Raw genomic sequence first — 13,385 nt, 5'->3', positions numbered from 1 at the left:
TCACCCCAGCGGCCAGACGAACAGGATCAGCGGCGTGCCCAGGAGCAGGACCAGCAGCGACAGCGGCGCGCCCAGCCGCGCATAGTCGCCGAAGCGATAGCCGCCGGGGCCGAGCACCAGCGTGTTGCACTGGTGCCCGATCGGGGTGAGGAAGTCGCACCCCGCGCCCACCGCGGTCGCCATCAGGAACGCCTCCGGCCGATAGCCCAGATCGCCGGCGAACTGCGCGGCGATCGGTGCCATCACCAGCACGGTCGCGGCATTGTTCAGGAACGGCGTCACCGCCATCGCCGCGGCCAGGATCAGCGCGACCGCGCCCCATGGCGGCAGCGTGGTCGCGAACTGCGCCAGCCACGTCGCGATCACGTCCGACGCGCCGGTGGTGCGCAGCGAATCGGACACCGGGATCAGCGCGCCCAGCATGATGAGGATCGGCCATTCGACATGCTCATAGGCGTCGCGCGGGCTGATGGCGCCGGTCGCCATCACCAGCCCCGCCGCGGCGAAGAAGGCGACCGCGACCGGCACCCAGCCCATCGCGGTCAGGAACATCGCCACGCCCAGGATCGAGATCGGCAGCCATGTCGCGCGCCGCGAGCCGAGCCGCAGGTCGCGCTCCGCCAGCGGCAGGCAGCCGAGATCGCGCAGTTTCCCGGGCATCGTATCCAGCCCGCCCTGAAGCACGACGACGTCGCCCGTGCGCAGGCGGATGTTGGCGAGCCGCCGCGACAGCCGCTCGCCCCGGCGCGAGATCGCGATCAGGTTGACGCCGTGCTGGCGTTGCAGGTTCAGCTGGCCGGCGGTCTGCCCCTCCAGTCGCGATCCGGCGTTGACGACCGCCTCGATCACGCCGACTTCGCCCGCGTCGGTGCCGGCCTCCCTGTCGCGCCGCTCCTGCGCCTTCTCGCGCGCCTCGCCCTCATAGGCGAGGCGGTCGCCCGCGATCACGCGCTCCAGCGCGTCGGGCTCGCCGCCCAGGATCAGCGTGTCGTCCTCCCGCAATTCGGTGTCGGGCAGGGGGGCGCTGCGCATTCCGGCGCGCAGCAGCTGCGTCACCGTCACCTCGCCCTCGTGCCGGTCGAGGAACGCCTGCACCGTCTCCCCGACGGCGGGCGAACCGGCGGTGAGCACCACCTCGGTCACATAGGCGGTGATGTCGAGCGCCTCGCCCATGGTCGGGGCGGCACGGCGGTCCCGCGGGATCAGGCGATAGGCGAAGCGCAGGTAGATCAGCCCGATGACGAACAGCCCGAGCCCGACCGGCGTATAGTCGAACATGCCGAACGGCTGGCCGGTCATCTGCTCGCGCGCGCGGCTGACGATGATGTTGGGGGACGTGCCGACCAGCGTCATCAATCCGCCGAGCAAGGCGGCGAACGACATCGGCATCAGGAAGACCGAGGGGCTGGCGTCGTTCTTCTTCGCCATCTGGAACGAGGCGGGCATGAGCATGGCGAGCGCGCCGATGTTCTTCACCAGCGCGCTGGCGAAGCCGACCGACGCGGTCAGGACCAGCAATTGCGAGCGCACGCGGGTGACGCGCCGCCCGACGCGCCGCAGCGCGCGCTCGACAACGCCCGAGCGCTGCACCGCGGCCGAAATGACCAGCGCGGAGCCGACGATGACGACGATGTCGTCGGAGAAGCCCTTGAACGCCTCCGCGGGCGACACGATGCCGAGCAGCAGCGCGGCCAGCAGCGCGACGATCGCGGTCACGTCGTAGCGGAACCGCCCCCAGATGAAGAGCGCCATCATGCCGATGAGCGTCGCGATGGAGAGGATCTGGGGCAGCGTCATCGTCGAGACAGGAATGCGCGAGACGCCGACAATGTCCGCCGGATTGCGGCACTTGCACGGCGATGGCGGGAATGTCGCCGCACGTGGTGTGGTGGTGGGCGGGGCGCCATGGTGGGTCCGCCGGGGCTCGAACCCGGGACCTCTCGATTAAAAGTCGCTTGCTCTACCGACTGAGCTACGGACCCTCACCATGTTCCGCGGGGCCTATTGATCGGGCGGGCGCGGGTCAACCGGGCATGAAGATGGCGGACGCGCAACCCCGTCACGGGATCGCGCCAGCCCGGCGCGACCGCGAGCAACGGGCGCAGAACGAAGGCGCGCGTGCGAAAGGCGGGGTGCGGGAGGGTGAGCGGGCGCGTCGCGAGGCGTCCGCCGCTCCACAGCACGATATCGAGATCGAGGACGCGCGCGCCCCAGCGGCGCCCGGCGCGGCGCCCCGCGGCGCGCTCCACCGCCTTCAGTCGGGCGAGCAGCGCGGCGGGCGGCTCGGCGGACGCGATCACGGTCACGGCATTGGCGAAGCGGCGGATCGAGGGGCCGAGCGGGGGCGTGTCGATGATCGGCGAGGGGGTACCGCCGAGCAGTGCCAGCGCGGCGCGTACCTCCGCACGCGGCGTGCCGTGACGTCCCCGCCGGTTGCCGCCGACCGCGACCGCATAGGTTGAAATGGCCATCGCGCGCCCGAATATCGCACGCCCATGGATTTCGCACCCTCTCCCATCCCCGCCAGCGAGCCGCCGCGCGATTGTCCCCTCTGCCCGCGGCTGGTCGCGGTGCGCCATGCGCTGCGCGCGGCGCATCCCGACTGGTGGAACGCGCCGGTCAACGCGTTCGGCGACCCCGACGCCTGGCTGGCGATCGTGGGTCTGGCGCCCGGCAAGCAGGGGGCGAACCGCACCGGGCGCCCCTTCACCGGCGACTATTCGGGCGACCTGCTGTTCGGCACGCTCGCCCGATACGGGCTGGCGGAGGGAGGATATGAGGGCCGCCCGGAGGATACGCTGCGGCTGACGGGCGCGGTCATCATCAACGCCGTCAAATGCCTGCCGCCGGAGAACAAGCCGACGACGGAGGAGATCCGCCACTGCCGCCCGTTCCTGGCGGGGCAGGCGGCGGCGCTGCCCAACGTTCGCGTGTTCGTCGCGCTGGGGCAGATCGCGCATCAGTCGACGGTGAAGGTGATGGGCGGGCGGCTGCCCAAGGCGCGGTTCGCGCATCTGGCGGAGCACCGGATGCCGGACGGGCGGGTGCTGATCGATAGCTATCACTGCAGCCGCTACAACCAGAACACCGGGCGGCTGACGCCGGAGATGTTCGCGGCGGTCTTCGCGCGGGCGCTGGCGGTGCGGGAGGAGATGGGGGCGGCTGCCTGACCGATCCGACAATTCGTCACCCCGGGCTCGACCCGGGATCCCGCTTTCCCGCGACCGTGGGGTGAGAAGTGGGACCCCGGCTCAAGGCGGGAACTTTGCAAAACAGGTGCAACGGCACCCAGCCCACGCCGTGCTCCTGCCTGCGCAGGAGCACGGTGTAGCCTTTTGCAGAGGTCTCGCTCAAGTCCGGGGGGACGGGGAGGTTTCCTCAAATGTCCTGCACCAGCCGGCCGTAGAGGTCCGGGCGACGGTCGCGGAAGAACCCGAACGCCGCGCGGTGGCGCTTCACCCGGTCGAGGTCGAGCGTCGCGGTGATGACGCCTTCCTCCTCGCGGTCGAGCTCGGCCAGGATGTCGCCGCGCTCGTCGGTAATGAAGCTGGTGCCGTAGAAGGTCTGGCCGTGCTCGGTGCCGACGCGGTTGGCGGCGATCACCGGCACGACGTTCGACACCGCATGGCCCACCATCGCGCGCCGCCACAGCCGCGCGGTGTCGAGCGAGGTGTCGTGCGGCTCGCTGCCGATCGCGGTGGGGTAGAAAAGCATTTCCGCCCCCATCAGCATCATCGCGCGCGCGGTTTCGGGATACCATTGGTCCCAGCACACCCCGACGCCCAGCGTCGTCCGCTCCGGCCCCTTCCACACCTTGAACCCGGTATTGCCGGGGCGGAAGTAGAACTTCTCCTCATACCCCGGGCCGTCGGGGATGTGGCTCTTGCGATAGAGGCCCTGGATCTCGCCGTCGGGGCCGATCATCGCCAGCGAATTGTAATGGTGCGGGCCGTCCAGCTCGAAGAAGCTGGTGGGGATCCACACCTTCAGCGCCTCGGCCAGCGCCTGCATCGCCAGCACCGCCTTGTGCTCGCCCGCCGGCGCGGCGTTGGCGAACAGCGATTCGTCCTCCACCCGGCAGAAATACTCGCCCTCGAACAATTCGGGCGGGAGGATGACCTGCGCGCCGCGCGCATGCGCCTCGCGCACGGCGTCGGACACCTTCGCGATATTCGCGTCGATGTCGGCGGAGAAGGCGAGCTGGAGCGCGGCGACGGTGATCTGGGTCATGCGCGCGCAGATAGGCGCGCGCGCGCGTGGGGGGAAGGCCTCCCGTCATGGCGAGGGCGGGCCTAGAACGCCCGCCCCGGCAGGGTCGGCACCACCAGCGGCGGGCGGACGCGGCGCGCGAGCTGGAACGACACGCCGATCACCGCGGCGTGGTTCATGTTCGCGCGTCCGTTCACCGCGCGCTGGCGCTGGTTGAGGTAGCCGAATTCCATCGCCACGTCCTCGCGCAGCGGCACCTGGAGCCCGGCGAAGGTCCACAGATCGTCATAGCCCTTGCGCGCGCCCCAGTCGGCCTTGCTCAGGTTCCAGTAGAGCTCGGTCGAGGCGACCGCGGTGGGGCCCGCGCCGGACTCCTTCCCCAGCGGCAGCGCGAAGAGCAGCTGCTGCGCGACGCGGACGTTCCAGTCCTGCCCGGTCGAGCGCTTGCGCTCCTCCAGCCGGGTCTGCATCCGCACGCCGACGCGCCCGATGTTGCCGATGCGGTAGCCGAACTGCTGGAAGAAGCGGTCCTCGTGCAGCCCGAAGATGCGCGCGCCGTCGATATAGGCGTAGAGATAGCCGCCCGACGCGATGAGGTTGTCGTTGACGCGATAGGAAATGACCGGCGGGATGATCGTGATCGGCGCGGTCGCGGCATTGGGGGTCGACACGCGCGGCTGGATGTCCATCGTCGCGAAGACATTGTCGCCCAGCGGCGCGGTGACCTGGATGCTGCCCCACAATTGCCCGCCGTGGTTGATCTCGTCGGCGTGCGCGGCGGCGGGGAGCAGCAGGGCGGCGAGCGGGAGGAGGCGCATCATCCGATCAGCAACCCCGCCAGCGCCGCGGACATCAGGTTGGCGAGGCTGCCCGCCGCCAGCGCGCGCAGGCCCAGCCGCGCGATCGTCGGGCGCTGGTTGGACGCCAGGCTGCCCGTGACCGCCATCTGGATCGCGATCGAGGAGAAATTGGCGAAGCCGCACAGCGCGAACGTCACCACCGCGATCGTGCGCGGCGACAGCTGCGCGGCCTGCTTGCCGAGGTCGATATAGGCGACGAACTCGTTGAGGACGATCTTCTCGCCGAACAGCCCGCCGGCGATCCCCGCCTCGCTCCACGGCACGTTGAGCAGGAACATGATCGGCTGGAAGACGAGCCCGAGCAGCCCCTGGAAGCTGAGCCCCGGCATGCCGACGAGCCCGCCCAGGCTGGCGAGCAGCCCGTTGGCGAGCGCGACCAGCGCGACGAACGCCAGCACCATCGCACCGACCGCGACCGCCAGCTTCACCCCCGTCTGCGCGCCCTGCGCGGCGGCCATGATGAGGTTGGCGGGCTTCTCCTCGTCGTGCGTCGCCTCGGGCAGGGGCTCGCCCGGCGTCCCCTCCGGCAGCAGCGCGGCGGGGCCCATCCCGCTGATGCGCGACTCGGCGAGCGCGATCTGGCGATCCTCGTCGGGCAGGTCGCCCAGCGGCAGCTCGCCCTCGGGCGGCAGCACGCGGTCGGGCATGACGATCTTCGCCATCAGGATGCCGCCGGGCGCCGCCATGAAGCTGGCCGCGAGCAGATAGTCGATGCTGATCCCCATCGAGGCATAGGCCGCCAGGATCGTGCCAGCGACGCCCGCCATCCCGCTGGTCATGACGGTGAACAGCTGCGCGGGCGTGAGCCCGGCGAGGTAGGGGCGGATGACGAGCGGCGATTCGCTCTGCCCGACGAAGATGTTGGCGGCCGCGCACAGGCTCTCGACCTTCGATACGCCGATGACCTTCTCGATCGCGCCGCCGACCCAGCGCACGACGCGCTGCATCACGCCCAGATAATAGAGGATCGAGACGAGGCTGGCGAAGAAGATGATGACCGGAAGCGCGGCGATCGCGAAGCTCTGCCCGCCGACGTCGGGTGCGGCGAGGCGGCCGAAGAGGAACTCGGTGCCCTTTTGCGAATAGCCGAGCAGCGCGGCGACACCGCTCGACGCGCCCTGCAACGCGGCACGGCCGGGCCCCCAGTAGAGGACGACGACCGCGATCAGCACCTGAAGCGCGAAGGCGCTGCCCACGACGCGCACGCGGATCGCGCGCCGGTCGGCGGACAGCAGCACCGCGAGCAGCAGGATGACGACGATGCCCGCGAGGCCGATGAGGATTCTCTGCATTCTTCCGCAAATTCCGCGAGGTTGCCGGTCACGCGGCCCCCCGCGCGGTCGCGCACCTTTACACGCGTGCGCGTGGGTGGCCAGCCCTTGTGACCCGTGGGGCCATTACCCGCGACACGTCACCCCGGCCTTGAGCCGGGGTCCCGCTTCTCTGCCACCTCGGGAGAAAGCGGGACCCCGGGTCAAGCCCGGGGTGACGGCCGGTGAGAGCGGCGTTGCTCGACAGGAAAGGAGGTTGAGGCGGTGTCCCCAACCGATCCCCACCTCCGTCATTCCCGCGGAGGCGGGATACCAGACACGCTGACGTTGCGGCCCTTGCGCGGACCTGCGCGTCTGGATCCCCGCCTCCGCGGGGATGACGCTAAGGGGCGCGGGAGGGGCACAATAGGGAGGCGACGTAACGTGTTGCCCGTGCCGCATACCCTCCGCTATCGAGCGGCATGGAACCCGCCGCCACCGCCCCGCCCATCGCGCGCTCGATGTTCGTGCTGTCGATCCTGTACGGCGGGATGGTCTGCATGGCGGGCGTGCTGGGGGTGAAGCAGGTCGCGCTGGGGCCGCTGGCGGTGGAGGCGGGGATCTTCGCGTTCCTGCTGCTGGTGGCGATGTCGAGCGCGGTCGCGGAACTCCACGGGCAGCGGACCGCCACGTTGCTGGTGCGGCTGGGCTTCGTGCCGCTGCTGGTGTCCGCCGCGCTGATCCAGCTGGTGCTGGTCCTGCCGCACGATCCCGGCATGTACCCGCCCGCCGTCGACGCGTTCCCGGTGGTGGTGGGGCAGAGTGCGCGGATGATGATCGCGGGGCTGATCTCCTACGGCATCTCGCAGTCGCTGAACGTCGCGATCTTCTCGAAACTGTCGGCGGGCCAAGGGCGCGGCGCGTGGTGGCGCGGGATGATCGCCAGCATCGTCAGCCAGATCGTCGACACGGTCCTGTTCATCAGCATCTCGTTCCTGGGCGAGCGGCCGATCCTGGCGCTGATGGCGGGGCAGATGCTGACCAAGGTCGTGCTGTCGATCGTGCTGGTGCCGCTGCTCATCACCTTCTTCGTGCGGCTGGGGCGGCGACTGGACGCCTGACCCTTGCGGTCGCTATGGCGCGGCGCATGACCGATCCCACCCCCTCTCCCTCCTTGTCCCCCGCGCTGAAGGCCGAGACGCTGGTCGAGGCGCTGCCGTACCTCCAGCGCTATGCCGGTGCGACCTTCGTCGTGAAATACGGCGGCCATGCGATGGGCGATCCCGAGGCGCAGGCGGATTTCGCCGAGGACGTCGTGCTGCTGAAGGCGGTCGGGATCAACCCGGTCGTGGTCCACGGCGGGGGGCCGCAGATCGGGCGGATGCTCAAGCGGCTGGGGGTCGAGTCGCGGTTCGTCGACGGGCTGCGCGTGACCGATGCGGAGACGGCGCAGATCGCGGAGATGGTCCTGGCGGGATCGATCAACAAGGAGATCGTCAGCTGGATCGGGCGTGCGGGCGGACGTGCGGTCGGCATTTCGGGCAAGGACGGCGGGCTGGTGCAGGCGGAAAAGGTCGGTCGCTCCGACCCCGATCCGTTGCAGGGGATCGAGCGCAAGGTCGACCTGGGCTTCGTCGGCGAGCCGGTCGCGGTTGACCGCCGCCTCATCGATACGCTGAGCGCGGACGGGATCATCCCGGTGATCGCGCCGATCGGGATCGGTGCGGACGGGCACACCTATAACATCAACGCCGACACGATGGCGGGCGCGATCGCCGCGGCACTGGGGGCCAAGCGCTTCTTCCTGCTGACCGACGTCGCGGGCGTGCTGGACAAGCAGGGGCAGCTGATGAGCGACCTCGACCCCGCCGCGGTGCGCGCGCTGCGCGAGGACGGGACGATCAGCGGCGGCATGATCCCCAAGCTGGAGACGTGCGTCGCCGCGGTCGAGGCGGGGGTCGATGCCGCGGTGGTGCTGGACGGGCGCGTGCCGCATGCGATGCTGCTGGAGATCTTCACGAAGCGCGGCGCGGGGACGCTGATCCGGCGGGGGGCATAAAGGTCCGCCGTCATCCCGGACACGGGCCGGGCCTCTGCAAAACGGGTGCAACGGCATCGAGTCCACGCCGTGCTCCTGCCTACGCAGGAGCACGGCGTCGCCTTTTGCAAACGTCCCACACGAGCCGGGGTCCCGCTTCTGCTGTGGCGGTGGCGAGAAAGCGGGACCCCGGATCAAGTCCGGGGTGATGAGGAGGGGACATGTTCCTTTCTCCAACGCGGTGCCCTATATCCGCCACACACCCTTTCGGAGACGCGCCGCGTGCTGATGTTGACCCTTATCCAGATCCTTCAGGTGATCTTCCAGGTCGTCCGCTGGGTCATCCTGATCCAGTTCGTGCTGTCGCTGCTGATCGTCTTCAACATCATCAATACGTCCAGCCCGTTCATCCGCTCGCTGCACGACGGGCTCGATCGGCTGACCGAGCCGCTCTACCGGCCGATCCGCCGCTTCCTGCCGAACACCAGCGGGATCGATTTCGCGCCGATGGTGGTCCTGCTGCTGCTGGTGATCTTCAACATCATCCTGAACAACATCGCGACCAGCATCATGGCGGGCGGCGCGCTCTGAGTGCGTGGGCGGCCACCGCCCGGGGGCTGACGATCGCGGTCCGCGCGACGCCGCGCGGCGGGCGTGACGCGCTGCTGGCGGGGACCGGCGAGCATTTCCTCGCACGGCTCGCCGCCGCGCCCGTCGACGGGGCGGCGAACGACGCGCTGGTGGCGCTGGTCGCGCATCATTTCGGGGTGCCGCGGCGCGACGTGACGCTGGTGGCGGGGCATCGCGCGCGCATCAAGCGCGTGACGGTCGCCGGCGACGCCGCAGCGCTGGCGGAAATCGCCGCAGCGCTCTATGCGGCGGCCCCATGACGGCGACGATGATCGATGGGAAGGCCTTTGCGGCCGGGCTGCGCGAGCGCGTGGGGGCGGCGGCGGCGACGTTCACGGCACGGGCCGGGCGCAGGCCGGGGCTGGCGGTGGTGCTGGTGGGGGAGGACGCCGCGAGCGCGGTGTACGTCCGCTCCAAGGGCAAGGCGACGGTCGCCTCGGGGATGGAGAGCATCGAGCATCGCCTGCCCGCCGACACCACGCAGGACGCGCTGATCGCGCTGGTCGATGCGCTGAACGCGGACGATGCGGTCGACGGCATCCTGGTCCAGCTGCCGCTGCCGCGCCACATCGACGAGCAGGCGGTGCTGATCCGCATCGATCCGGACAAGGATGTCGACGGCTTCCACCCGGTCAATGCCGGGCGGCTGGCGACCGGGATGGACGGGCTGGTGCCGTGCACGCCGCTGGGCTGCATCCTGCTGCTCAAGGACCGCCATGCGTCGCTGTCGGGGATGGAGGCGGTCGTGATCGGCCGCTCCAACATCGTCGGCAAGCCGATGGCGCAGCTGCTGCTGAAGGAAAGCTGCACCGTCACCACGGTGCACAGCCGCACGCGCGACGTCGCCGGTCACGTCCGCCGCGCCGATATCGTCGTGGCGGCGGTGGGCATCCCGGCGTTCGTCAGGGCGGACTGGGTGAAGCCGGGTGCGACCGTGATCGACGTCGGCATCAACCGCACCGACGCCGGGCTGGTCGGCGACGTCGACCCGGCGGCGGCGGAGGTCGCCGGCGCGATGACGCCGGTGCCCGGCGGGGTGGGGCCGATGACGATCGCGGTGTTGATGCGCAACACGCTGGTCGCGGCGCATCGCCGTGCCGGGCTGCCCGCGCCGGAGGGGCTGTGATCCTGCTCGCGCTCGCCGCGCAGGCGAGCGCGGTGGACGCGGAGCGCGCCTTCGCCGCGACCGCGCATGTGAAGGGGCAGTGGACCGCATTCCGCCGCTATGCCGCGGACGATGCGGTGATGTTCGTGCCGCAGGCGGTTCGGGCGCAGGACTGGCTGAAGGGGCGCAAGGACCCCCCGGTGTCGGTGCAGTGGCAGCCCGCGACGGTGTTCGATTCGTGCGACGGCGAGCGCGCGGTGACGACGGGCCCGTGGACCGCGGAAGGCGGTGCGCACGGCACCTTCACGACATTGTGGGTTCGGCGCGAGGACGGCTGGCGGTGGATCATGGATCATGGCCGCGACACGCCGCAGCCGGTCGCCGCGGCGCAGGCGGTGCGCCATGTCCGTCCGGTGTGCGACGCGCTGCCGACCGATGCCGATGTGGATGACCGCAACCGGCGGCTGATGTCGCTGTTCGGCGGGGCAGAGCGCAGCGAGGCGGAATGGTACCGGGCGCGCGTCGCGCTCGACGGCTTCGCCGACGACGTGGCGGTGCAGCGCGACGATGCGATGCCGACGACCGGCGCGCCGCGCGACCTGCCCGAAATGGCGCTTCCCGGCATGGTAGTCTCGGGCGAGAGCCAGGACGGGACGCTGCACTGGCGCAGTGCGCCGCTGAAGGGCGCGGCGGGCGCGCACGACCTGATCGTCAGCCAGTGGCAGGGGCGCGCGAGGGGCTGGCGTATCGTGCTGTATGAGACGACAGGGGTGACGCCATGATCGAGCTGTTCGTCTCCGCCTTCGTCACTTTCTTCGTGGTGATCGACCCGCCCGGCTGCGCGCCGATCTTCGCCGGGCTGACCGCGGGCGCGAGCGCGGCGCATCGTCGCGCGATGGCGATCCGCGCGGTGATGGTCGCGGCGGGCATCCTGCTGACCTTCGCCTTCATCGGCGAGCCGCTGCTCCACGGGCTGGGGATCGAGCTCGCCAGCTTTCGCATCGCGGGCGGGATCATGCTGTTCCTGATCGCGCTGGAGATGGTCTTCGAGAAGCGCACCCAGCGGCGCGAGGATCGCGCGTCGAAGATCTCTCCGGAGGAAGCCGACGACGTCTCGATCTTTCCGATGGCGATGCCGATGATCGCGGGGCCGGGATCGATCGCGACCGTCATGCTGCTGATGGCGCGCGCGCACGGCGCCACCAATTCGGCGGTGGTGATGGCGGCGCTGGCGGCGAACCTGGCGCTGATGCTGGTGTCGCTGCTGGCGGCGGGGCCGCTGATGCGCGTGCTGGGGGCGAAGATCGAGGCGGTCATCACGCGGCTGCTGGGCGTGCTGCTGGCGGCGCTGGCGGTGCAGTTCGTGATCGACGGGGTGATGGAGCAGTTGAAGTAGCCTACTCACGTCCGTCACCCCGGACTTGATCCGGGGTCCCGCTTCTTCAGCGGCGTGTCGAAGGTAGCGGGACCCCGGCTCAAGGCCGGGGTGACGGCCATCTATTCGATCCGGAACGCGCGGAACGGCGATCCCTTCGCCAGCGGGACCGGCGTCAGCCACGCAAACGTCTCGCCCTTCGCCAGCCGGCTGTAGAAGCCCGCGGGCGCCCTGGCGCGATAGTTGGTCGATTCGGCCATGTCGGGGCACAGCAGCAGGATCGTCGCGCCGTGGCGCTTCATGATCGCGCGCGCCTCGTCCGGCGAGCGTTCGAAGGCGTGGTGGACGTCCAGGATCGCGTCGCCGTTGCGGTGGTACGGCCCCGCGATCGCGTCGTGGTGCGTCAGCGTGACGAGCCGCGGGCCGAGGTCGACGAAGGTGAACATCGTCTGCGCCGGGATGCGGTTGAGCGGCGCCATCGCGGGGATCGTCAGGCAGCGCCCGGTCGCGCGGTTGACGCGCTGGACATAGGGTTTGGGCGCATCGATCCGGAACCAGTCGATCGCCAGCTGCGCGAACGAGCCCGACAGCACGACGAACGCGGCGACCGCGGCGAAGCCCTTTACGAAGCGGTGGCGCGGGGCGAGCAGCCACGGCACCAGCATCCACGCCAGCGCCGCCGCGCCGGGGATCGCGAGCAGCTGCGCCGCGGGCCCGGCGCGCGCCTGCCACAGCAGCATCAGCGCGGCGAACGCGCCGAACAGCGCGACGCAGGCCCAGCCGAGCACGCGGCGGTCGAAGCGCGCACGCCACGTCGCCAGCATCGCGCCGATCAGCCCGATCAGCGGCAGCGTGACGATCGGCAGCGCGACGCGCAACGGATGCTTGTAGATCGGCTTCGCCTCGCGCACGTTGGCGAGCCAGGTGGCATAGAGTTCGGGCGACACCTGCTCCGGCCGCCCCAGGCATTGCGGGAAGGCGAGCGCGAAGAACCCCGCCAGCGCCGCGCCCGCCGCGACGGTCAGCGCGAGCCGCACGCCGGCGTGGCGCGGCGACCAGAGCGCGAGCGCCAGCAGCAGCGCCCCCGCCAGCACCATCGTCGAGAGCCACACCGGGGTCAGCGCGTCGCACCTCAGCACGCGGTTGGCATAGGAGGTGAAGCCCGCATAGCCCGCCGCGGTGCCGCCGCCGAGCGCCAGCGCATAGGCCATCAGCCGCGGGCGCTCCGCGGCGTCCCATACCCACGACAGCGCGATGATCGCGCCGGCCATCGCGGCATAGGGCAGCATCTCCAGCCCGATCGTGAACGACACCGCGGTGGCGATGCCGACCAGCGCACCGCCACGCGCGCGCGCCGGGTCGCACAGGCCCGCCACCGTGACCGCCAGCATCGCCAGCTGCCAGCCGTGGTGATCGATGCGGTCGGGCATGAACATCCCCAGACACACCGTGGTGGCGAGGAACAGCGCGATGCCCAGCGGCCAGGCGAGCGGCGCCACCAGCCGGCGGACCGTCGCGCCCAGCGCCACCAGCGCGACGCCCATCGGCAGCATCGGCGCGATGCCGCACGCCAGCCGCTCCGCCTGCGCCACGCCCACGATCGGGCGGAGCAGCACGATCAGGCCTGCGATCGGCAGGTCGACCAGCCGCGACCAGTGGATGTCGAACCCCGCGGGCGGGTTCAGGCGGTAGTTGCGCAGGTCGAACCAGCCCTGCCCGTTCAGGAGGCCGCGCACCTGCATCAGCCGCATGTTGTCGTCGGTATCGCCCAGCGACAGCCACTGGATCGCATTCCAGCGCTTCCACAGATACCACGCCATGATGACCGCCCAGGCATAGAGCGTCAGGCGGATCCAGCGGCGGTCGAGCAGCTGCGCCGCGCGTCTCAGCATCGGATGGGTCAAAAGGCTTCCTTCAC

14 protein-coding genes and 1 tRNA gene are annotated in these 13,385 nt (G+C 70.5%); 8 read left to right on the top strand and 7 right to left on the bottom strand.

Annotated elements, in window-relative coordinates:
- The 3 genes from PGN23_RS17710 to folK form a co-directional block, all read right to left on the bottom strand.
- Entirely contained in the window at positions 1 to 1,797 is a 1,797-nt protein-coding gene (locus tag PGN23_RS17710; RefSeq protein ID WP_335304418.1) for an SLC13 family permease, read from the bottom strand.
- Positions 1,798 to 1,906: 109 nt separating this feature from the next.
- Positions 1,907 to 1,982, bottom strand: a tRNA-Lys gene (locus PGN23_RS17705).
- Positions 1,983 to 2,471: a 2-amino-4-hydroxy-6-hydroxymethyldihydropteridine diphosphokinase gene (folK, locus tag PGN23_RS17700; protein ID WP_335304417.1), complete on the bottom strand. Its 489-nt coding sequence runs from the start codon at positions 2,469 to 2,471 to the stop codon at positions 1,983 to 1,985. It lies immediately after the preceding tRNA gene.
- 24 nt (positions 2,472 to 2,495) lie between these two features.
- On the opposite strand from folK, the gene PGN23_RS17695 reads away from it, so the two are divergent.
- Positions 2,496 to 3,170, top strand: coding sequence for a uracil-DNA glycosylase (locus PGN23_RS17695; protein ID WP_335304416.1), 675 nt, complete (start codon positions 2,496 to 2,498; stop codon positions 3,168 to 3,170).
- Positions 3,171 to 3,378: 208 nt separating this feature from the next.
- Here PGN23_RS17695 and aguB read toward each other — a convergent pair whose 3' ends face one another.
- The 3 genes from aguB to PGN23_RS17680 all read right to left on the bottom strand — a co-directional run bounded on the left by aguB (position 3,379) and on the right by PGN23_RS17680 (position 6,361).
- The gene (gene aguB, locus PGN23_RS17690) at positions 3,379 to 4,230 is read right to left on the bottom strand and encodes an N-carbamoylputrescine amidase (RefSeq protein WP_335304415.1); all 852 of its coding nucleotides are present in this window, start codon (positions 4,228 to 4,230) and stop codon (positions 3,379 to 3,381) included.
- A 62-nt stretch (positions 4,231 to 4,292) separates the two neighbouring features.
- Complete coding sequence (locus PGN23_RS17685; protein WP_335304414.1) at positions 4,293 to 5,030, bottom strand: DUF2490 domain-containing protein; 738 nt, start codon at positions 5,028 to 5,030, stop codon at positions 4,293 to 4,295.
- The gene (locus PGN23_RS17680) at positions 5,027 to 6,361 is read right to left on the bottom strand and encodes a NupC/NupG family nucleoside CNT transporter (protein ID WP_335304412.1); all 1,335 of its coding nucleotides are present in this window, start codon (positions 6,359 to 6,361) and stop codon (positions 5,027 to 5,029) included. Before PGN23_RS17680 ends, PGN23_RS17685 begins: the two co-directional genes overlap by 4 nt.
- A 440-nt stretch (positions 6,362 to 6,801) precedes the next feature.
- On the opposite strand from PGN23_RS17680, the gene PGN23_RS17675 reads away from it, so the two are divergent.
- The 7 genes from PGN23_RS17675 to PGN23_RS17645 all read left to right on the top strand — a co-directional run bounded on the left by PGN23_RS17675 (position 6,802) and on the right by PGN23_RS17645 (position 11,488).
- On the top strand, positions 6,802 to 7,440 hold the full coding sequence (locus PGN23_RS17675; RefSeq protein ID WP_335304411.1) for a queuosine precursor transporter: 639 nt from the start codon (positions 6,802 to 6,804) through the stop codon (positions 7,438 to 7,440).
- A 26-nt stretch (positions 7,441 to 7,466) separates the two neighbouring features.
- Positions 7,467 to 8,378, top strand: a complete 912-nt coding sequence (argB, locus tag PGN23_RS17670; RefSeq protein WP_335304410.1) for an acetylglutamate kinase — start codon at positions 7,467 to 7,469, stop codon at positions 8,376 to 8,378.
- A gap of 267 nt (positions 8,379 to 8,645) precedes the next feature.
- Entirely contained in the window at positions 8,646 to 8,948 is a 303-nt protein-coding gene (locus PGN23_RS17665) for a YggT family protein (protein ID WP_335304642.1), read from the top strand.
- The gene (locus PGN23_RS17660) at positions 8,945 to 9,247 is read left to right on the top strand and encodes a DUF167 domain-containing protein (protein WP_335304641.1); all 303 of its coding nucleotides are present in this window, start codon (positions 8,945 to 8,947) and stop codon (positions 9,245 to 9,247) included. Before PGN23_RS17665 ends, PGN23_RS17660 begins: the two co-directional genes overlap by 4 nt.
- A complete protein-coding gene (locus PGN23_RS17655) occupies positions 9,244 to 10,113 on the top strand; it encodes a bifunctional 5,10-methylenetetrahydrofolate dehydrogenase/5,10-methenyltetrahydrofolate cyclohydrolase (RefSeq protein ID WP_335304409.1) in 870 nt (289 codons plus the stop codon). Before PGN23_RS17660 ends, PGN23_RS17655 begins: the two co-directional genes overlap by 4 nt.
- Complete coding sequence (locus tag PGN23_RS17650) at positions 10,110 to 10,874, top strand: hypothetical protein (RefSeq protein ID WP_335304408.1); 765 nt, start codon at positions 10,110 to 10,112, stop codon at positions 10,872 to 10,874. Before PGN23_RS17655 ends, PGN23_RS17650 begins: the two co-directional genes overlap by 4 nt.
- On the top strand, positions 10,871 to 11,488 hold the full coding sequence (locus PGN23_RS17645; RefSeq protein WP_335304407.1) for a MarC family protein: 618 nt from the start codon (positions 10,871 to 10,873) through the stop codon (positions 11,486 to 11,488). Before PGN23_RS17650 ends, PGN23_RS17645 begins: the two co-directional genes overlap by 4 nt.
- A gap of 101 nt (positions 11,489 to 11,589) precedes the next feature.
- On the opposite strand, the gene PGN23_RS17640 is transcribed toward PGN23_RS17645, so the two are convergent.
- Positions 11,590 to 13,359, bottom strand: coding sequence for an AcrB/AcrD/AcrF family protein (locus tag PGN23_RS17640; protein WP_335304406.1), 1,770 nt, complete (start codon positions 13,357 to 13,359; stop codon positions 11,590 to 11,592).
- Positions 13,360 to 13,385 lie beyond the last annotated feature (26 nt).

This window comes from Sphingomonas adhaesiva, assembly GCF_036946125.1.
In the GTDB taxonomy this organism is placed as follows: Bacteria; Pseudomonadota; Alphaproteobacteria; order Sphingomonadales; family Sphingomonadaceae; genus Sphingomonas; species Sphingomonas adhaesiva_A.
Note: the sequence above shows the minus strand (reverse complement) of the source record. Positions and strands in the feature narration are given on the sequence as shown.